General features: G+C 48.1%; 14 protein-coding genes. 9 read left to right on the top strand and 5 right to left on the bottom strand.

Features of this window, described 5'->3' with window-relative positions:
• Positions 1 to 59: 59 nt before the first annotated feature.
• Positions 60 to 812: a helix-turn-helix domain-containing protein gene (locus CCC32_RS01740; RefSeq protein WP_287071852.1), complete on the bottom strand. Its 753-nt coding sequence runs from the start codon at positions 810 to 812 to the stop codon at positions 60 to 62.
• 39 nt (positions 813 to 851) lie between these two features.
• Here CCC32_RS01740 and CCC32_RS01735 point away from each other — a divergent pair, with 39 nt between their 5' ends.
• The 3 genes from CCC32_RS01735 (at position 852) to cysS (ending at position 5,151) form a co-directional block, all read left to right on the top strand.
• Complete coding sequence (locus CCC32_RS01735) at positions 852 to 2,246, top strand: TolC family protein (protein ID WP_287071851.1); 1,395 nt, start codon at positions 852 to 854, stop codon at positions 2,244 to 2,246.
• A gap of 248 nt (positions 2,247 to 2,494) precedes the next feature.
• A complete protein-coding gene (locus tag CCC32_RS01730; RefSeq protein ID WP_044079767.1) occupies positions 2,495 to 3,385 on the top strand; it encodes a YitT family protein in 891 nt (296 codons plus the stop codon).
• A 275-nt stretch (positions 3,386 to 3,660) separates the two neighbouring features.
• Positions 3,661 to 5,151: a cysteine--tRNA ligase gene (gene cysS, locus CCC32_RS01725; RefSeq protein ID WP_287071848.1), complete on the top strand. Its 1,491-nt coding sequence runs from the start codon at positions 3,661 to 3,663 to the stop codon at positions 5,149 to 5,151.
• Positions 5,152 to 5,283: 132 nt separating this feature from the next.
• Here cysS and trhA read toward each other — a convergent pair whose 3' ends face one another.
• The 4 genes from trhA to CCC32_RS01705 form a co-directional block, all read right to left on the bottom strand.
• Positions 5,284 to 5,934 (bottom strand): PAQR family membrane homeostasis protein TrhA, encoded by a 651-nt coding sequence (trhA, locus tag CCC32_RS01720; RefSeq protein WP_042518375.1) that lies wholly within the window; start codon positions 5,932 to 5,934, stop codon positions 5,284 to 5,286.
• A 362-nt stretch (positions 5,935 to 6,296) separates the two neighbouring features.
• Positions 6,297 to 6,596 (bottom strand): hypothetical protein, encoded by a 300-nt coding sequence (locus tag CCC32_RS01715; RefSeq protein WP_287071845.1) that lies wholly within the window; start codon positions 6,594 to 6,596, stop codon positions 6,297 to 6,299.
• Complete coding sequence (locus CCC32_RS01710) at positions 6,580 to 7,431, bottom strand: BRO-N domain-containing protein (RefSeq protein WP_287071843.1); 852 nt, start codon at positions 7,429 to 7,431, stop codon at positions 6,580 to 6,582. The genes CCC32_RS01715 and CCC32_RS01710 overlap by 17 nt, the downstream gene beginning before the upstream one ends.
• Before the next feature lie 176 nt (positions 7,432 to 7,607).
• Positions 7,608 to 8,879: a leucine-rich repeat domain-containing protein gene (locus CCC32_RS01705; RefSeq protein ID WP_287071842.1), complete on the bottom strand. Its 1,272-nt coding sequence runs from the start codon at positions 8,877 to 8,879 to the stop codon at positions 7,608 to 7,610.
• A gap of 716 nt (positions 8,880 to 9,595) precedes the next feature.
• On the opposite strand from CCC32_RS01705, the gene CCC32_RS01700 reads away from it, so the two are divergent.
• The 6 genes from CCC32_RS01700 to CCC32_RS01675 all read left to right on the top strand — a co-directional run bounded on the left by CCC32_RS01700 (position 9,596) and on the right by CCC32_RS01675 (position 20,586).
• Positions 9,596 to 10,303, top strand: a complete 708-nt coding sequence (locus tag CCC32_RS01700; protein ID WP_287071840.1) for a hypothetical protein — start codon at positions 9,596 to 9,598, stop codon at positions 10,301 to 10,303.
• Positions 10,304 to 10,315: 12 nt separating this feature from the next.
• Positions 10,316 to 11,338, top strand: a complete 1,023-nt coding sequence (locus CCC32_RS01695; protein WP_287071837.1) for a hypothetical protein — start codon at positions 10,316 to 10,318, stop codon at positions 11,336 to 11,338.
• A 129-nt stretch (positions 11,339 to 11,467) separates the two neighbouring features.
• Positions 11,468 to 13,318, top strand: coding sequence for a hypothetical protein (locus CCC32_RS01690; RefSeq protein WP_287071835.1), 1,851 nt, complete (start codon positions 11,468 to 11,470; stop codon positions 13,316 to 13,318).
• 241 nt (positions 13,319 to 13,559) lie between these two features.
• Positions 13,560 to 13,718, top strand: a complete 159-nt coding sequence (locus tag CCC32_RS01685) for a hypothetical protein (protein ID WP_287071833.1) — start codon at positions 13,560 to 13,562, stop codon at positions 13,716 to 13,718.
• A 948-nt stretch (positions 13,719 to 14,666) separates the two neighbouring features.
• Positions 14,667 to 19,229 carry a glutamate synthase large subunit gene (gene gltB / locus CCC32_RS01680; protein ID WP_287071831.1) on the top strand — a complete coding sequence of 1,521 codons (4,563 nt, stop codon included), beginning with the start codon at positions 14,667 to 14,669 and terminating at the stop codon, positions 19,227 to 19,229.
• 7 nt (positions 19,230 to 19,236) lie between these two features.
• Positions 19,237 to 20,586 (top strand): glutamate synthase subunit beta, encoded by a 1,350-nt coding sequence (locus CCC32_RS01675; protein ID WP_287071829.1) that lies wholly within the window; start codon positions 19,237 to 19,239, stop codon positions 20,584 to 20,586.
• Positions 20,587 to 20,589 lie beyond the last annotated feature (3 nt).

The raw sequence follows: 20,589 nt of genomic DNA, 5'->3' as shown, positions 1-20,589 counted from the left end.
TTATGGCTAAACGTTCATTATGGCTAAACGGGGTAGATGACCGTTGGGGAGTATTGGCGTCAAGTCCTTTTGGGCGCTTCGCTCTTGACAAACTGCATGGGAGTCATTCCCGTGTGTTGTTTGAAATAGCGGCAGAAGAACGAGAGATCGCTGAAATTGTATTCACCAGCCAACATCTTCATCGACGTGTTGCCGGAGCAGAGCGATAGCTTCACTTGCATCACAACATATTCGTTTATCAGCGCCTTCACAGTGTTGCCCGTTATCCGCTGCGCTATAATGTTGAGATATTTTGGAGTGATGTTCAGCAGTGAGGCATAGTATGTCACATCGCGCGAATCCTTGAAATGAGTCTCGAGATACATCATGAAGAGATTGAAAAGTTCCCTTACCCTCGGACTGCCCTCTTCGGGTTTGCGCTTCTGCGGAAAACGGTAGATATAGTCGTAGAACCCTACGAAGAAAGCCTTCAGCAGGAGAAGCACGAGTTGGTCGAGACACATACATTCAGGCTGGTCGAAATAAATCTTAAGCAGTGAGAACATGTCGTTTATGATGTTGGTCACTATAGGTGATTCCGTGCGGCAACGGTCCGCCCGCAACTGGGAATAGACAGTCTGCTCCATCTGCAGGCTCGCCTCGCGTAGCAGTGTCGCATTGTATTCCAATACCTCCACACTGAAGTCCTCGCTCCTCTCCGTCAGTGTCACCATGTCGTTGGGAAAGAGCGTTAACACCGATCCGGCGCTGAGCTTCCACATTGAGAAGTTCACGCGTATCGAGGCGCTGCCCGTGCGGCATATCATTATCATTCCGCATTACAATACACACAGAAATATTATTATCAGTTAATGAAAAGAAGAATGATTTGCTGTGCCGTCGTCGCCATGATGATGGCACAGCATGCCACAGCCCAGACGCCACAGCGCAAGATTACCATCGGAGAGCTGTTCACTCTGGTGGAGAGTGGCAGCAAGACGCTGAGAATGCAGAAAAGCGGAGTGGATGTTTCAGCACGGGGAATTGAAGAGGCAAAAAGCAAGAGGCTGGCCGATGTGGGTGCTTCACTACAGCTGAGCTACAACGGAAACGTGGTGATGACCACCCGTGATTTCGGGAATGTAAAAGGATTCTCGCAGCCACATTTCGGAAACTCCTTCGCTCTTGAGGCACAGCAGGTGGTGTATGCCGGAGGAGCCATCGATGCCGGCATCCGACTCGCCGAACTCCAGAAGAGCATGAGTGAGAATGCCGTGGCGCAGACACGCAACCAGCAGCGTTTCCTCGCCCTGGGGCAGTATCTCGACCTCTATAAACTCGACAACGGCATAAAGGTGTATGAGAGCAACATTGCGCTCACCGAGAAACTCATTGCCGACATAAATACCAAACAGCAGCAGGGCATGGCGCTGAAGAACGACGTGACGCGCTACGAACTGCAGATGGAGCAGCTGAAACTCGGCAAGAGGAAACTCGAAGACCAGAAGAGGATCCTGAACCATCAGCTCTGCAATACCCTCGGTCTCGAAGGCGTGATGGTGGAGCCGGAGGTGGACCTCGACAGAATTGGCGATGCCGGCATCAAGGAGGCAGACCTGCAGAACACCGCAGCCATGCAGTCGCCCGTCATACGCCAGTCGGCGCTCGAGATGCAGGCATCAGACCAGCAGCTGAAGCTCGCCAAGAGCGAGATGATGCCAAAGGTGGCTCTCGTGGCGTCGGAGAATTTCATGGGCGAACAGCTCCGCCTGCCACTGGTGTGGCGCGGGTTCAGCTATGCCGTGTTGTGTATAGCCTTCATGTGGTGTCTGCATGAAATAATGTCGTTCGAGCATTTCTTCCAGGCGCTCGCCGTGTTCAATGTCCTCCATATGTTCGTGGGAGGACTCGTGGGAGCTTCGCTCCATGCCCGAGGGATGAAATACTATGTTGGTGACGGCTTTGCACGCTGCTCCGGCTATATCGACAGCGTGAGGATGTCGGCACGTCATGCCGACTTCCCGGCTATGATGGAGAGCATCACCCAGGGATTCATGGCGCAGAGCATCAAGATACTGTTCGGCTGGACGCTCATCGCCGCCCTGTTCTTTGCCATATTGATGCTCTTGTGGGACATCCCAATGGTGCGCCGCCATGTGAAACATATCCCTGACTGGCCCAAGGTGGGTATGGGAGTGCTCCGCGGTTTCCATCGCCAGCAGCGTCTCAAGGAGCTGCGCCGGCAGCGCCGCCTCTCTCTGGTATAGAGCTATTGTGGAATGATGCCGCGCAGCATTCCCTATATGCCCGGAAAGCGGCTGTCGTGGCCTCTATATAATCGGTGAAACACTATATAAATTATAAAGGATGGCAGAGAAGAAAATCTACCATCCTTTTTTCTTGTTTTAATTTGGACGCTATCTCTTTTCTCTATATCTTTGCACTGGAAATTGCCGATACCCTTCGGCTTATACCATGTTACCCACATTTAAACAAAATAAAATTCTTTCTAACGATGAGCATTAAAGCATCAGCAGCTAAATTGCGAATTGACCGTGAACAGATTAAGGACTTCATGTTCTTGACCCTTGGCGTGATTATGTACGCCTTTGGTTACACAGCATTCATCTTGCCTGAGAAATTTGTGATGGGAGGCGTGTCGGGTTGCTCGGCACTTCTTTACTATGCATGGCATTTCCCACCAGCATATTCAATCTGGCTCCTCAACTTTGTCTTGCTTGGCATCGCCATCAAGACATTGTCAAGACAATTCATCGTGCGTACCGTGTTGGGAGTTACGATATTGTCTATCGTAGTGGCTGTTTTTCAGCCATTCTTCGCTGCGCATCCTGTAATCACAGCCGGCGAAGACAGATTCATGCACCTTCTTATCGGAGCGGTGCTCGGTGGTGGCGGACTCGGTCTTATCTATTCACACAACGGTTCTACCGGTGGTACCGACATCGTTATCGCCATGCTCAACAAATATTTCCGCATGAGCTTCGGAAGAGCGATGCAGTTTGTGGATATCACCATCATTTCTTCCAGCTACCTGCTCTTCCACAGCACCGAGACAATCGTATATGGTGTGGCTTTCACGCTGATTGCCAGCTATATGTGCGACTATGTGGTGAACGGAGCAAGACAGACCGTGCAGTTTATCATCATATCAAGAAAATACCAGGAGATTGCCGATGTTATCAACAACAACGTGCGCCGCGGTGTTACCGTGGTTGAGGGCAAGGGATGGTATTCAAAGAATGAGGTGAACCTCCTCGTGGTGATGGCTCGCCGTCATGAGTCGCAGGATATATACAACTATATCAAGAAGATTGACTCCAATGCACTTGTGTCGCAGACCAACTGCCAGGGTATCTTCGGCGAAGGCTTTGACAATATAAAATAATAGAGATATACCCTCGGGAACGAGGGCAGCCTCAAGGCTTTGCCCATATCCCGCGGATTGACATAATAGCTGGGAACTCTCTCTCAGTAAACGGGTTGGCAAGTAAACAAGGACCCTGAACCGGATTCTGCAATGCAGCGGCCGGTGATGTTCCTTGAGAGGATAAAAGAATATCCTTGTTTACTCGCCAACTCGTCAATTCGTTTTCTGACGGAAGGTCTGGCTACAGTACAAGAGACAAGGAAAAAAGATTATAACAACAAATACACAATGATATGGAACAGAGACTTTTGATTTATAATACTCTGACAAGAAGGAAAGAGCCGTTCGAACCATTGCATGCCCCCAACGTGGGAATGTATGTCTGTGGACCTACTGTTTATGGAGATCCACATCTGGGACACGCTCGTCCTGCTATAACATTCGACCTCGTATTCCGCTATCTCAAGCATCTCGGCTACAAGGTGCGCTACGTAAGAAACATCACCGATGTGGGCCATCTGGAGCATGATGCCGACGAGGGCGACGACAAGATAGAGAAGAAGGCACGCCTCGAACAGCTCGAACCGATGGAGATAGCACAATATTACACCAACCGCTACCACGACGCCATGAAGGCGCTCAACGTGCTGCCGCCCAGCATCGAGCCACACGCCTCGGGCCACATCATAGAGCAGGAGGAACTCGTGAAGCAGATCATCGACAACGGATTCGCTTACGAGAGCAACGGCAGCGTATACTTCGACATCGAGAAATACAACAAGAAATACCAGTATGGCATACTCTCACACCGCAACCTCGACGACGTAATAAACGAGAGCCGACAGCTCGACGGAGTGGGGGAGAAGCGCAACCAGGCAGACTTCGCCCTCTGGAAGAAAGCGTCGCCGGAGCATATCATGCGTTGGCCAAGCCCTTGGAGCGATGGATTCCCGGGATGGCACTGCGAGTGTACGGCGATGGGCCGCAAATACCTCGGCGACCACTTCGATATCCACGGTGGAGGAATGGACCTCGTGTTTCCACACCATGAGTGTGAGATAGCACAGGCTGTGGCAAGCCAGGGCGACCAGATGGTGAAATACTGGATGCACAACAACATGCTCACCATCAACGGACAGAAGATGGGCAAGAGTCTCGGAAACTTCATTACCCTGGAGCAGTTCTTCACCGGCAAGCACCGTCTGCTCGACCAGGCATACTCGCCGATGACTATCCGCTTCTTCATGCTTTCGGCACACTATCGCGGAACAGTTGACTTCTCTAATGACGCACTGAAGGCAAGCGAGAAGGGACTGGAGAAACTGCTCAACGGTATCAACGACCTCGGTCATGTGAACGTGAGCGATAAATGCGACCCAGAGACAGAGAAGGTGGTGAAGGAGCTGCGCCAGAAATGCTACGATGCCATGAACGACGATTTCGCCACTCCACAGGTGATTAGTTATCTCTTCGAGGCATGCACCGTTATCAACAAACTCATTGACCATAAGGCAACAATATGCAGCGAGTGTCTCGACGAACTGACCGACACCATGCACACTTTCGCCTTCGATATCCTCGGACTCAAAGACGAGCGTGCCGACAGCAGCGATGCCCGTGAGGAGGCATTCGGCAAGGTTATGGATATGGTGCTCGACCTTCGTGCCAAGGCAAAGGCTGCCAAAGACTGGGCTACGAGCGACCAGATTCGCGACGCTCTCAAGGAGGCCGGCTTCGAGGTGAACGACACCAAGGACGGTGTGACCTGGAGACTGAACAAATAAATAAGATAGATAATACAATCTTGGAACTATAAACAATGCGGATTGCTTATCCTGTTGGCAGGAAGGCAATCCGCATTATTGTTTATCCCAAATCTGTCATCAACAGATTAAGCCCTAATGACCGTTTGGGGTTTAAAGGTATTGCATCAATACATCCCAAACGGCGATGATATGGCACACACTGCCGGCGAGGACGAAGAAATGGAATACGCTGTGCATGTATTTGCGCTTGTTCAGACTGTAGAACACGGCACCCGTGATGTAGCTCACTCCCTCAGCGATAATCCATATCACCGCAGCCTCGCTCACATTGTTTATCAGTGGTTTGAAAGCCACGAGGATGCTCAATCCCATACCCACGAAACACGCCGTCTCCAGATTACTGTGGTCCTTCAGTCTTCTGAAACTCATCACCGTGCCCACGATGGCACACGTCCATATAAACACGAACAGTCCCCATCCCCATGCGCCGTCCTCTCTCAGTGCCGTCAGCGTCAGTGGCGAGTAGCTGCCTGCGATATGCCAGTAGATGGCGGCATGGTCCCATTTGCGCAATCTCTCCTTCCATACGCTTCGTGCGCTCAGCGCATGATACACCGTTGAGGCTATATACGAGCATAGCATGCCGAAGAGATATAGCGATACGCCAGCCGTAGCCCATGCGTTCTGATGACCGATACAGAATATCAGGAACGCGATGCCTACGCCCACGCCCATCACCACACCACCGAAATGCGACCACGAGTTCCACAACTCTTCCTTATGTGAAAAGTGAATCTTCATTGTTTTCTTTTATTAATTGCTTCTGTTGTGTCTAAAGTTGAAATGTTTCTTGGCTGCAGCCGCAGCTTATCCTGTCAGAAGATGATGCAAAGATAATGCAAGGCGAGATAAGCACAAAGCGAAAGTCTCAAAAATCTTCCTGTTTCCTCTCTTTCGTATATATAATGAAGAACGGACATATTTACTAAATCTGAAACATTAGTATCTTATCTTCATTGTCTTATTCTTTTATCATCATATAGATGCTCATCAGTTGTTCGGAAATACCGAATAACTGACCCCATCATAAATCATAACCTTCTACCAAACGAACCTGTCGGAAATACCGACTAGTTGCTTCTGAAGGTAGGTTTTCAACGCTATCAGATTACTCTGATACTCTTGAAAGCTTCATCGTCGACCCAATCCAAGGCTTGCTTGAATTGCTCGTAGATATTGATTTTCTGAGCGTCTTCCTTAAAGCAGGCGTCACGGAAGAGTACGCGCAAAGGGCTCTCGTTATCGAGCACCAAGGGCAGGTTGCCAAAGCCGTCAAAATCCCACATATCAATCTTGTTCAAGAAGGTGCGACTGCCATCGTGTTTGGGCTGGCCCTGAAACACATCGCTCACACATTTAGTAGCTTCTGCTTGAAAACGCTGATGTTTATATCTTATCTTCATTGTCTTCGTTATTCGTAATAGGTGGTAAATAGTCGCTTGCTTTTGCCGGGGAAATCACCTTGTGCCCCAATTTGCTTTCCAATTGATTGCGTGCTGCTTTTGCTACACTACCACCATCTTTGGCTACTTTTTTCTGCTGATTAAAGCCCTTGGGATCACGCTGTTTTGAAAGCTCGGTGGCTGATGCCTCCGCAAGCATGTTAAGCGCAATTTCCATATTAGTCATGTTATCACGAAGGCTTTCTTTCTTAAGGCCTTTATAATTTCGATATTGCTTGGTAGTCATTCCACTCCATTCTTGCGTGATGATATCGGTGAGCGAAGCATATTGGAGTCCCTGCTTAACGCCTGTACGTGCCCATTCATCAGTCAACTCTTTGCGTATTTCTATACTCTTAATACGTTGATTGATCCAAGCATCTGAATAACCCAAACGCTTGTAGTCAATAATGGACTGATCGATGTTCAATTCGGGGTCTTGCATCTGGTCAAGGCGTTGACTTGCCACGGAGGCCATCCATTGCTTGAAAGGTTCAGCCTTAGGGGATGGAATCGATTGGATCAAACGAAATAGTTGTTCTGTATCAGCCACATCCGTGAGTCTCATTTTTCCATCGGCTGCTTGCATTTTCAACGTACTACAAATTGTAGTAGGTTCACAACCTTCTTTTTTTAACCTTGACTTCAGAACGCTCCAATATCTTTTTGCGTCTGCGCTATCAGTAAGTACGGCCACTACATCTATAACAGAGAAATACCATTTCTCTGCTTTGTCGTCCCACACTGTACGAACTTTACGTTCTTCAAACAGTTGTATAGCTTGTTTCCTTGTCATAATTCTATTAACTAATGTTTCGGATTTAGTTTCAAGCGGGCTGAACCAAAGGTCGCCGGCGCGAAGCGGAAAGGCAAAGCCCAATTATCTCCTTAGCCCACTTCAGGGCGTGCTGTTTAAACTTTTGACACACCCCCTATATAAAAATATTGTCTCACAAGGATGCTTGCCACCCATTATCGAATAGCAACTTTCTTCACGCTACCATTGCTATACTTCACGATATTCAATCCCTTGGTTGGAGCTGACAATCGCTGACCATTTACTGAATAGCGAGCTACCTCCTCAACATCGGTAGAGGTTGTAGTCTTGTCGATGCCTGTTACATCGAATTCTACTATGTTCTCAAAGTAGTCGCCAAAGCTAGAGAGCCAGTAATCATCACGAGTTCCCATTGGTACATAAAGTGTGCATTTCTTGGCATCAACTCCTTCGAATGTATTACTACCAATTTTTGGTACTTTCTCTGCATATACATAAATAGAAGTTAATCCGCTACAGTTTGCGAATGCCCAATTGCCTATTGAGGTAATACCAGCAGGAAGGGTTAAACTCGTTAATCCGCTACACCTTCTGAATGCGTAATCGCCTATTGAGGTAATACCAGCAGGAAGGTTTAAACTCGTTAATCCGCTACATCCTTCGAATGCGTTATAGCCTATTGAGGTAATACCAGCAGGAAGGTTTAAACTCGTTAATCCGCTACAATTCCAGAATGCGTTAGTGCCTATTGAGGTAATACCAGCAGGAAGGTTTAAACTCGTTAATCCGCTACACTTATAGAATGCGTCATGGCCTATTGAGGTAATACCAGCAGGAAGGGTTAAACTCGTTAATCCGTTACACAAAGCGAATGCGCCATCGCTTATCTCGGTAATACCAGCAGGAAGGGTTAAACTCGTTAATCCGCTACAGTATTGGAATGCCCAAGAGCCTATTGAGGTAATACCAGCAGGAAGGGTTAAACTCGTTAATCCGCTACACAAAGCGAATGCGCCATAGTCTATCTCGGTAATACCAGCAGGAAGGTTTAAACTCATTAATCCGCTACAGCCAAAGAATGCCATTCTGCCTATTACATCATTAGAAGTATAATAATTATTATTATTATCATAATCAGTATAATAGCTATCCCCACCTTCTACAATCTTTGCCTCAGACAAATCTAATACAGAAAGCTTTCCGTCAGTAGAATTACCATAAGAAATACTTCCAGCCATCTCACGAATCATCCTCAAATCCGTACCATTTATCTCACCAATAATCTTTAAATTGGTAATCTTATACTTTTTACTACTTCCAATTCTATCAGGCAAAGTACCAGCCTTTTCCAAATGAATGGTGATTTGCTTTGTAATCAAGTCGTTATCTGCAGCATAAAGCGACAAACAACCAAGCAACATAAACATCAAGGTAAAAAAACTACCTCTCTTAATAATTTGCTTCATAACTATTTTTTTAATTAGACATTAAATATCATGGTAAAAATATCATGGTAAAAACTATTCTTTTTGTTACTTGCTTTGGCAAGCGGCAGAGCCGAGCGGCCCAGGATTTTGCCATGTCGAAGAATCCACTTATCTGGTGTTGCAATAACAAACAAGCAAAACTCTGATATGACTTGGCGAAGATACAAATTAAATCTGAGAAACTCACTCCTTTTGGAGGAATATTTTTGGGTCATCCGTTAAATGCATAGATGAGATATAGAATGTCTGAAAGGGCTAAAAGCCCAGCAAGCACATAGTCCCAGGCCGCTCGGCTCAGACACTATATCCTAAGTCTATCGCATCAACCAATTCCGTCACAAGCGCATTGTTATGTGTAATTAAGAAAACGGCATAAGAATGTTGTTTTCTTAAACGTTTTGCAAGGTAAGACTTTTTGTTTAATCTGGCAAGTTTTTAACTTATATTATTTTACTTGTACTTTGGCTTGTATTGATAAATTTTTGCTTATATTAAATAATGTGAGGATAGTTTATTAATGTGTATATAGTATAAAAAAGTAAGCAAAACAAAGAAAATAACGATAAAACGAAAGAAAATTATTAAAAAGCTTGCAGGTTAATATATATTTACTACATTTGCAACAGAGAAAAAGATAAGTACAGGGTTCCCTATACGGATAATCTGTACATTTGTTAACTAAATTAATGTCGCTTATGAAAAAAATCTTCACAGCGTTAGTAGCAGCTTTGTTTGCTACAGCGTCTTTTGCACAACCCCTCGCAAAAGTTCAGGCAAACGGACCGTTTGCCAACAGTTCGCTGAGATATCAGCCTAACATCAAGAAGCCGGCAGGCCAGCCAATGAATTTTATTATGCCTACGGTAAGCAATCAGACAAATCTTCTTGCACGTGTGTGCAAGGCTGCAAGCGAGTCGGAACTCATTACTGAGCAGCCGGCTGGCACATTGCATGACAATCTATATGGTACGAGTGAGGGTTACTTGGTAATGTTCGGATATGTATTCCATATAACTTTGGATGGCACAGTAGAGCGTTATGTTGAGGGTAGCAACGGAGAAGTATATATCCAGAATGCTATCTGCACAATACCATCTGGCTCTTGGATAAAGGGCTATAAGGCTGAGGGTGACACCATCAAGTTTGATTTTCCTCAGAAATATTATGCCCAGGACGCTATTGATGCTAATGGCAATCCTACAGGCGAGAAGGAATATTTCTATGCTTATCGAGCTGTGATGAATCAAGAGGGCAGCTCTTTTGTTCCTGATCCTACATCTCAGACTATGAGCTACGTGCTCCGCAACGACTCACTCATCCGTGTAGACAACCACGATAATAATGTTTATCTTGCACTATGTGCCGACGATGGCGGTTGGTGTGGATACGCCGACTACTATTAGGTATGGAGCAAGATGAATGAGACAGCAAGTGTTCCTCCAGCTTCAGCCGAAGTTTCGAAGTATCAGGTTAGATTCATCAATAAAGATGGTCAGGACGACGCTCGCATTATCAATTTGGCTATTGATGGCAAGGATCTGTATCTTGGCAATCTTTCAGAAAACGCTCCGGATAATTGGGCAAAGGGTAAGATTGATGGTGACAAGGCTGTCTTCGAGGGTAAGATCTACATGGGTGTAGACCCAGTGGAGCAGATACATTCCTTCTTCGCTCCTTTGGGTAGTAAGAAGATTTGGAACGAATTGTATGGAGTGGAAGTTGACAGCTTCTACTTCGAGAAGTCTATATCGTTTGATTATGACGCCGTTGCCAAGACATTGAAGTCGGATGGTATGTTTGATGTTAACAAAGGTATGAATTCTGTATACCCAACTATATCTTATGGGGCTCCGCAGATGGAGCCGTGGGTAGAGGTTCCTGGAAGTCCTAAGGATCCTGTCTTGCTGCAGTTCGTGCCATTCGATGAGGCCCAAGGTTGTGGTGTGCTCCAGTTCTGGTTTGACAAGAATTCGGTTGACGGCAACTTGCTTGATGCCCAAAAGCTCTACTATAATTTATACTTCGATGGCGATTTGTTTACAGCATATCCAGATGAGTATACGAATATTTCTGAGGAGATCACCGATATCCCGTATTACTTCTCAGACAATTCGTTTGACTTTATTGCAAATGGTAACATGCACACATTGTACTTCTACATGACTGGATTCACAAAGCTTGGCATTCAGACTTTCTATAAGGATGGTGACAAGGTTTACAAGTCAAATCTTGTAGAGTATGAGATTGATGATGAAGGCAACTTCACTCCTGTTGAGACAGCTATCAAGGGCATGACTGCCGACAATGGCAACGTGACAAGCGTAAGCTTCAGTGATCTTAGCGGTCGTCGTGTAAGCAACCTTGCTAGTGGTGTATACCTCAAGACCATGAAGATGGCAGACGGCACACAGAAGACTGTGAAGGTTGTCAAGAAGTAAGATTGACAGAATAAAAAAATAAAGAGAAGAGCCTTTTAACATAAATGGGAAATTTCATTCACCCTATATATTATATAATGTGTATAGCGGGGGTGCCATTTTCTGTAATAATAAAAAAACACGAAGGTTATGAAGAATAACAAATGTATACTCAATTCCATTCTGCTTGTGGCGGCTTTGTCAGGATTCTGTGACTCTGCTTATGCTGACAACGGCAAGATTGTATTCAGTGGCAATATGGGTTCGTCGTCGTTGGTGGCTTATGGCACACAGAAGAAGGAGAACTATGATGTGGCTGTGATGCTTGCCGACAAGAGTCTAAAGGGTAAGAAGATAGAGGCTATACGCGCTCCGTTCCAGAGTAGCGACAATATAAGCAACGTGAAGGTGTGGATTAGCAAGAAGCTCACGGTTGAGAGCAATAAGAATGTGCCCGATGTGATGAGTCTCGATGCTACGTTTGATGGCAATACAGCTTCTGCCACTCTTGCCACTCCTTACACTATCGATAGCGACACACTGTATGTGGGCTATTCGTTCAACGTGGATGCGACAAGCTCTACCACCAAATATCCAGTGGTTTTGGTTGCGGATAAGAGTGATGCAGGATTCTTCCTCCATACATCGCGTACTTACTTGAAATGGAAGGATAAGTCGGATTTTGGTTCTTCGGCTCTTGAGGTTGACATTTCTGGCTTTGAGGCCAATGCTGCCAATATCTCTGAGATAGGAACGGTGTATGGACTGGTGAACACAACCACCGATGTTACTCTTAGTATAAGGAACCATGGTTATAATGGCGTTAAGTCGTTCAGCTACAGTTATACGGCAGGCGACGTGAATGGTTCGGGTTTGGTGGAGCTTGACAAGCCGCTGCCAGCTATCTACAACGCTTCAACTGATGTGACCATTAAGCTCAGTGAGATAGCTGCTAAGGGTACCTATCCACTTAAGTTTACTATTGACAAGGTGAATGGCGAGGCTAATAGCGAGGCTGTTGCCAATGAGGGTAAGTTTGTGGTGGCCAACGTTATGCCAAAGCACAATCCTGTAATGGAGGAATATACTGGTACATGGTGCGGATGGTGTCCGCGTGGATATGTTGCCTTGAAACTTATGAACAAGTATCATCCCGACTTTATCGGGCTTTCTTATCATAACGACGATGCAATGGAGGTGATGTCTTCTACTAACTTCCCGTCAAGTGCGCCTGGATTCCCAACAGCGGATATGGACCGTTCGTTTAATGCTGCTCTTGATCCTTATGTCGGAGTCTCAAATTCCGGCCTCGGCATTGAGGATATTTGGAAGGCACAGGCTAAGAAGATTGCTCCTGCATCAGTTGCTGTTGAGGCAAGTTATAAGGATGACATGAAGAAGATAGCCACTAAGGCAACATTCGTATTCCTTGAGGATTTGACAGATGCTGATAAGTATAAGGTTGAGTTTGTGCTCGTAGCCGATGACCTTCATGGAACAGGTTCTACATGGGAGCAGCATAACTATTATACAGAAGACAATGTCGGATCAATGCCTTCGCCTGAAGCAGATCCGTTCTTTGCAGGAAATTCTGTTATCCCAGGTCTTCATTTCGATGATGTTGTAGTGGCAACAAGTCGTCTTACAAGTGGACTTGTGTCGCTGCCAGCAACAATCAAGACTGACGAGCCGATAGAGGTAGAGGGTGAGTTTGAGACTGCAAAGGTTGTCAACACTTCGGGAGAGTCGCTAATTCAGGACACTTCAAAGATGCGCGTTGTTGCCTTGTTGCTCAATGCCGATGGCACTATCGCAAATGCCGCCAAGGCAAATGTTGAGGGCTATAGCACTGGCATCTCTACCATCAACAACAATGAAGGCAAGACTGATGTGCCGGTTGCAGTATACGATGCTCAGGGTCAGCGTCTCAGCTCTATGCAGAGAGGTTTGAACATTGTGAAGTATGCTTCGGGCAAGACTGTTAAGGTTGTGAAGAAATAAAACAGCAATAGGCTTTTAACGAGAAGAACAGCAAAGGGCTTAATTGGAATTTTTTCCGATTAAGCTTTTTTTGTGTTGCGATGTTCGATTTCTTCCACTTGCGTTATATTTAGACACTTATCTTTATATATAAAATAACGTACTCAATGCTTTGCCTTACCGATCCTTATTGCTGCCAGCCAGCTTTTACCCAAACCTTGTGGCTACCTTTTCCTTTTGATTCGAAAGGAGCCTCGTTGCCTTGAGACAGCTTTTAATGGGAACTCGTGATGATTACAGGCTCTCTCGCTTTGGCTACTACTTTGAGAACATAGTAGAATTCGATGCAACAGGCATCGACAAGACTACAACCTCTACCGATGTTGAGGAGGTAGCTCGCTATTCAGTAAATGGTCAGTGATTGTCTGCTCCAACCAAGGGATTGAATATCGTGAAGTATAGCGATGGTAGCTTGAAGAAAGTTGCTGTTAGATAATGGGTGGCAAGCATCCTTGTGAGACAATATTTTTTTCTCTTTTTGTGAGTGGTGTCGATAACCGTTTGTGGGTGAATTCATCTATGTGCAATCTGTATAAAAATACGTGAAGCAGAAAACCCTCAGTCCTGTCATTCCGCTCATTGTAATATGACACCCATCTAAAGTCCGATTGCAGCGATAAATGTATGCGATAGACTATGGAAAGTGGAATTTCATATATAATGCATATATATGAAAAATAGCGTATTTCTGTTGATATCGGTCAATATTTTGCGTATTCAAAGGTGTAAATTGTAACCAAAGGATTGCAAACGTTTACGTAGTTTTTGGGTATAAAACTTATAGATTATTTGTTTTAAATCAATTCTTGTGATACCTTTGCATCAACAAACACTGATTTTCAGAATTACATGCTACATTAATACTAACAGCTAAGACATTCAAAAATGATGAAAAAGGGCTTCGACGTGGTGTCGAGGCCCTTTTTGAGTAGTACGCCCGGCATGAGTATTGTTCTGAAATCTTAAAACATGCAAGCCCCGGTGACTTTTTGGGGTTAAGCAATTTCTATTCTTTGTCTTTTTTGCTTGCATTCCTTATCCGTGGTATAAAAATGTTATGAATGATGTTGTTTTCGTAACAAAATTTCGTATTATGAAATAAATAACTGTCATTATATTTGCGTGTTTTAAAATGTTGTTTTACTTTTGCAACCGCAAACACGAATACACTTGTATATTGCTATTGATTATTGCAATTTTCAAACAAATTGTAAGAGGGGATTGAGAAAAAGCCGTGTTGGCTTGTAAATAAAAGAAATAGATCCTTCGGGTAGAAAGTTGTTTAAAGGTATCAACCAAACATTATAATATGGACGCAAAACAAGGATTGTATGCCTCAGCCTACGAGCACGATGCGTGCGGCGTGGGTATGGTGGTAAACATACATGGAGGCAAAAGTCATGAGTTGGTGGATAATGCTCTGCGCGTGTTGGAGAACATGCAACACCGTGGTGCCGAAACTCGTGACAAGACAGGTGACGGTGCTGGCATTATGGTGCAGATTCCTCACGAGTTTATTCTGCTGCAAGGCATTCCGGTGCCCGAAAAGGGGCGTTATGGAACTGGCGTGGTGTTCCTTCCGAAAGAAGAGAAGCTGCAGAACAAGATTCTGAACATCATGATTGAGGAGATCGAACGTGACGGTCTGGAACTGATGCATCTGAGAAACGTGCCCGTCAACGAAGATGTACCGGGTGTGGCAGCACGCGAAGTGATGCCCGACATACGCCAGATATTTGTGGCGCCAATGCCGTCACTCTCTACCGCTTCGGAAGGTGAAGAAACCGTTTCGCTTGAGACAAAACTTTATAAAGTGAGAAAGCGCATCGAACGCAGAATCTTGCCGCTCGGCATCGATTCCTTCTATATCTGCTCTTTGTCATCAAAGAACATCGTTTATAAGGGAATGCTCACCAGCGGACAGCTGCGCCGCTTCTATCAAGACCTTACCAATCCCTATTTCACATCAGGACTGGCGCTTGTGCACAGCCGCTTCTCCACCAATACATTCCCGAAATGGAAACTGGCGCAACCCTTCCGCCTGCTCTGCCATAACGGTGAGATAAACACCGTGCGTGGCAACCGCGCATGGATGAAGGCAAGAGAGAGCGTGCTCAGTTCGGGGGCTTTGGGTGACATCAAGGACATACTGCCAATCGTGGAGGATGATATGAGCGATTCCGCCTCACTCGACAACGTGTTCGAGTTTCTTATTATGAGCGGTATGAGTCTGCCTCAGGCAATGGCAATCCTCGTGCCGGAGTCGTTCAACGACAAGAACCCTATATCAGAAGACCTCAAGGCTTTTTATGAGTATTATTCCATCTTGATGGAGCCATGGGACGGACCGGCAGCGCTGATGTTCTCCGACGGACGGTATGCAGGCGGTATGCTCGACCGCAACGGCCTTCGTCCGTCACGCTATACTATAACCAAGAGTGGCATGATGGTGGTGGCAAGCGAGGTAGGCGTAATGGACTTCGAACCATCCAACGTGGTCAGCAAGGGCCGTCTCGAACCAGGCAAGATACTGCTTATCGACACGGAGAAAGGCAAGATATATTATGACGGCGAGATAAAAGACAAGCTTGCCCATGAGCATCCCTATCGCCAGTGGCTTTCTACTGGCCGCATCCAGCTGGAGAATCTCAGGAGTGGTCGCAAGGTGGCAAACTCCGTTGACGACTACGACACCAAGTTGCGTGCTTTCGGTTTCGGAGAAGAAGACATCGAGCGCACCATCATACCGATGTGTACCAAGGGCCAGGAGCCTGTGGCAGCCATGGGTAATGACACGCCGCTCGCCGTATTGAGCGAGCGTCCGCAGCTGTTGTTCAATTATTTCCGTCAGCAGTTCGCACAGGTCACCAACCCTGCCATCGACCCAATCCGTGAGGAGCTGGTAATGTCGCTTACAGAATACATCGGTCGGGTGGGTAGCGGAATCCTTACACCGGACGAGAGCAACTGCAAGATGGTGCGCCTGCCACAGCCGGTGCTCACCAATACCGAGCTCGACCTGCTTTGCAATATCCGCTACAAGGGATTCAACACCGTGAAGCTGCCGATGCTCTTCGATGTGGAGAAAGGCGAAAGCAGTCTTCGCAGCGCCCTCGACACTCTGTGTAAGAAAGCAGAAGAGAGCGTGGATGAGGGCGTAAACTATATCATTCTCACCGACCGCGACATCGACGGCAAGCACGCTGCCATTCCTTCGCTTCTCGCTGTCAGCGCCGTACACCATTATCTTATCTCCGTGGGCAAGCGCGTCCAGACCGCCATCATCGTGGAGAGCGGCGAGATAAGAGAGGTGATGCATGCCGCCCTGCTGCTTGGCTATGGAGCCAGCGCCATCTGTCCATACATGACCTTCGCCATTATAGACCATCTGGTCGCCACCCATCAGATTCAGGAAGAATACCACACCGCCGAGCAGAACTACATCAAGGCTGTTGACAAGGGGCTGAAGAAGATAATGTCAAAGATGGGCATCTCCACCATCCGTTCTTACCGTGGTGCCAAGATATTCGAGAGTATCGGTATTTCAGAAGCATTGCTCAGAAAACATTTCGGCACGGAGATAAGCACCATCGGAGGTATCGGACTGAAGGATATCGCAAGAGAATACACAGAGCTCAACCAGGCAGCTTTCTTCCCCTCTCCTGTAGTGAAGGCAGAAGAGAAGTATTTCCTACCCAACAACGGCCTTTTCAGTTATAGAAAAGACGGCATAGAGCATGCCTGGAACCCCGAGACTATCACCAAGCTACAGCTCGCCACACGCTTGGGCAGCTATAAGCAGTTCAAGGAGTGGGCGGCAATCGTCGACACCCATTCCGCCACGGGAGATGCCGAAAAGGGTGAGCGCCCCATCTTCCTCCGCAATCTGCTCACCTTCAAGAAGGCAGCTACGCCGACACCGCTCGACGAGGTGGAACCGGTGGAGAGCATAGTTCGCCACTTCGTCACAGGAGCCATGTCGTTCGGAGCGCTCAGCATCGAGGCACACGAGGCACTTGCCCTGGCAATGAACCGTCTCGGTTCACGAAGCAATACGGGAGAGGGCGGTGAGGACAACGCCCGCTACCACACCGAGGTAGACGGCGTGTCGCTCAGCAGCAAGACCAAGCAGATTGCCTCAGGCCGTTTCGGCGTTACAGCCGAATATCTTGTCAATGCCGAAGAACTTCAGATCAAGGTGGCGCAGGGCGCAAAGCCTGGTGAAGGCGGACAGTTGCCCGGCTTTAAGGTGAACAAGATCATTGCCAAGACACGTAATGCCATTCCTGGAATCACGCTCATCTCGCCACCGCCACATCACGACATTTATTCAATCGAAGACCTTGCCCAGTTGATTTTCGACCTCAAGAATATCAATCCCACCGCCGCAGTCAGCGTGAAGCTTGTTGCCGAGAGCGGTGTGGGCACCATTGCCGCCGGTGTGGCAAAGGCAAAGGCAGACCTCATCGTCATCTCAGGAGCTGAGGGCGGCACGGGTGCAAGTCCGGTATCGTCGATGCGCTTTGCCGGTATCTCGCCGGAAATCGGACTTGCCGAGGCACAGCAGACACTGGTGCTCAACGGTCTGCGCGACCAGGTCCGCCTGCAGACAGACGGCCAGCTCAAGACTGCACGCGATGTAATCATCATGGCAATGCTTGGCGCCGACGAATTTTCTTTCGGCACCCTGCCGCTCATCGTGCTCGGCTGTCTGATGATGCGCAAGTGCAACACCAATACATGTCCTGTAGGTGTGGCAACGCAAGACGAGACCCTGCGTGCCAAGTTCCGCGGACGTGCCGAATACGTGGTCAACTTCTTCACATTCCTTGCCCAGCAGACGCGCGAGTATCTGTCAGAACTCGGCGTAAGACATCTTAAGGACATCATCGGCCGCACAGACATGATAGAGGTCATCCCGCAGGACAAGTCGTCAAAGTTGGGAACCATCGACTTCAGCCGGCTGCTCCACCGTCCCGACACGGACAAGGCACTCCATTGGGACCGTAGCGGATTCACAAAGGTCAGCGGAGTGAAGGATGAAGACATCATCAGTGCCTGTGAGAAGGCGATAGAGAACAAGGAGGAGGTGAATCTTGACTACGCCATAAAGAATACCGACCGTGCAGTCACCACAATGCTCTCTGGTGTCATAGCCAAGCGTTATGGCGAGGAGGGACTGCCCGATTCCACCATCAACATTAAGTTCAAGGGATCGGCAGGCCAGAGCTTCGGAGCCTTTGCCGTCAGCGGCATCAACGTCAGACTGGAAGGCGAGGCAAACGACTATTTTGCGAAGGGACTCTCCGGCGGACGCATCAGCATTCTGCCCCCATCACGTTCGAGCGCCGACTTCGTGGCTGAAGACAATATCATTGCCGGAAACACAGGACTCTACGGAGCGACAGGTGGCGAGCTGTATGTCAACGGCCGTGTGGGCGAGCGTTTCGGCGTGCGCAATTCAGGAGCCACAGCCGTCATCGAAGGTGCCGGCGACCATTGCTGTGAGTATATGACCGGTGGCCGCATCGTGGTGCTTGGTCAGATAGGCCGCAATTTCGCCGCCGGTATGAGTGGAGGTCTGGCTTACGTTTGGGACCGTGAACATACTTTTGATTATTTCTGCAATATGGATCAGGTGGAGATATCGCTCGTCGAGGAAAGTTCGGCACGCAAGGAGCTCCACGAACTCATCCGCCAGCATTACCTCTATACGGGTTCTGCCCTGGCACGCCGCATGTTGGACGACTGGAACCGCTATGTGGAGGACTTCATCCTTGTCACTCCAATCGAATACAAGCGGGTGCTGCAGGAGGAGAAGATGCGCCAGCTGGAAGAGAAGATCGCCAATATGCAATTAATAAATAACTAAGGAAGATATGGGAAAACTAAAAGCTTTCATGGAAGTGCCCAGGCTTGAAGCCGGGTATCGTCCTTTACACGAAAGAATACATGACTTTGGCGAGGTGGAGCAGACTCTCAACTCGCGTGACCGCATGGCTCAGGCAAGCCGCTGCATGGACTGCGGTGTGCCGTTCTGCCATTGGGCTTGTCCGTTGGGCAACAAGGATTCTGAATGGAACGACGCTCTCTGCAATGGCGACTGGGAACTGGCTTATCGTCTGCTCAATGCCACAAACGACTTTCCTGAATTCACCGGACGCATCTGTCCGGCGCTCTGCGAAAAGGCTTGCGTGCTCAATCTTACAGACCACGCCCCGGTAACCAACCGTGAGAACGAGGCTGCCATAACAGAGACGGCATGGCATGAGGACTATATCAAACCGATGACCTTCCCACGCAACGGCAAGAGTGTAGCGGTGATAGGTGCCGGTCCTTCGGGCCTTGTGGCTGCCAACCGTCTTAACCGCATGGGCTACGACGTGACCGTGTTCGACAAGAACGAAGCGGCAGGAGGTCTGCTGCGCTACGGCATTCCCAACTTCAAGCTCTCAAAGAACATCATTGACCGTAGGCTCGACATCCTCATCGAGGAAGGCATACGGTTCGTATACAATACAGTGGTGGAAGCCTCTTCATTGCCCGAAGGCTTTGACGCCTACGTCCTTGCAACAGGAACACCCGAGGCACGTGACCTCAAGAACGTGCCCGGTCGCGAACTCAAAGGTGTACACCTCGCCTTGGAACTGCTCTCGCAGCAGAACCGCGTCCTATCTGGAGCAGAGTACTCCAAGGACGAGCGTGTCACCTGCAAGGGCAAGGACGTGCTCGTCATCGGCGGCGGCGACACCGGTTCCGACTGCATAGGCACCGCCCATCGCCAGGGATGCAAGAGCGTCACACAGATAGAAATCATGCCACGCCCCGTGGAGGGTCCCGACGACCCGAAGAATCCATGGCCGAACTATCCGCGCGTGCTCAAGACCACGTCGAGCCACGAGGAGGGATGTACGCGTCGCTGGAACATCAACACACTGGAGTTCATAGGCAAGAACGGAAAGCTGTGTGGCGTCCGTGTGCAGCCCATCGACTGGCAGCCGAATCCAGAGGGAGGCCGTCCGTTGATGGTTGAGGCTGGCGACCCCGAGGTGATAAAGTGTGAGGCGTGCTTCCTCGCAATGGGATTTCTCAAGCCTCAGCACCCTGACTATCCCGATAACGTATTCGTCTGCGGCGATGCCTTGAACGGAGCCTCGCTCGTGGTAAGGGCTATGGCAAGCGGCCGCGATGCGGCGCACAAGGTGGACAGCTACCTGCAGTCAGTTTGAGAG

This window comes from Prevotella sp. LMAG:51, from assembly GCF_008680225.1.
GTDB classification, from domain to species: domain Bacteria; phylum Bacteroidota; class Bacteroidia; order Bacteroidales; family Bacteroidaceae; genus Prevotella; species Prevotella pectinovora.
The sequence above is the reverse complement of the archived record's forward strand: the minus strand, read 5'-3'. Positions and strand labels throughout refer to the sequence as shown.

Excerpts from the sequence above, each read along its gene's own strand:
- cysS (WP_287071848.1), top strand. The coding sequence starts at position 3,661 with ATGGAACAGAGACTTTTGATTTATAATACTCTGACAAGAAGGAAAGAG.
- gltB (WP_287071831.1), top strand. The coding sequence starts at position 14,667 with ATGGACGCAAAACAAGGATTGTATGCCTCAGCCTACGAGCACGATGCG.
- CCC32_RS01740 (WP_287071852.1), bottom strand. The coding sequence starts at position 812 with ATGATAATGATATGCCGCACGGGCAGCGCCTCGATACGCGTGAACTTC.
- CCC32_RS01695 (WP_287071837.1), top strand. The coding sequence starts at position 10,316 with ATGAATGAGACAGCAAGTGTTCCTCCAGCTTCAGCCGAAGTTTCGAAG.
- CCC32_RS01730 (WP_044079767.1), top strand. The coding sequence starts at position 2,495 with ATGAGCATTAAAGCATCAGCAGCTAAATTGCGAATTGACCGTGAACAG.
- CCC32_RS01690 (WP_287071835.1), top strand. The coding sequence starts at position 11,468 with ATGAAGAATAACAAATGTATACTCAATTCCATTCTGCTTGTGGCGGCT.
- CCC32_RS01700 (WP_287071840.1), top strand. The coding sequence starts at position 9,596 with ATGAAAAAAATCTTCACAGCGTTAGTAGCAGCTTTGTTTGCTACAGCG.
- trhA (WP_042518375.1), bottom strand. The coding sequence starts at position 5,934 with ATGAAGATTCACTTTTCACATAAGGAAGAGTTGTGGAACTCGTGGTCG.
- CCC32_RS01705 (WP_287071842.1), bottom strand. The coding sequence starts at position 8,879 with ATGAAGCAAATTATTAAGAGAGGTAGTTTTTTTACCTTGATGTTTATG.
- CCC32_RS01675 (WP_287071829.1), top strand. The coding sequence starts at position 19,237 with ATGGGAAAACTAAAAGCTTTCATGGAAGTGCCCAGGCTTGAAGCCGGG.
- CCC32_RS01735 (WP_287071851.1), top strand. The coding sequence starts at position 852 with ATGAAAAGAAGAATGATTTGCTGTGCCGTCGTCGCCATGATGATGGCA.
- CCC32_RS01715 (WP_287071845.1), bottom strand. The coding sequence starts at position 6,596 with ATGAAGATAAGATATAAACATCAGCGTTTTCAAGCAGAAGCTACTAAA.
- CCC32_RS01710 (WP_287071843.1), bottom strand. The coding sequence starts at position 7,431 with ATGACAAGGAAACAAGCTATACAACTGTTTGAAGAACGTAAAGTTCGT.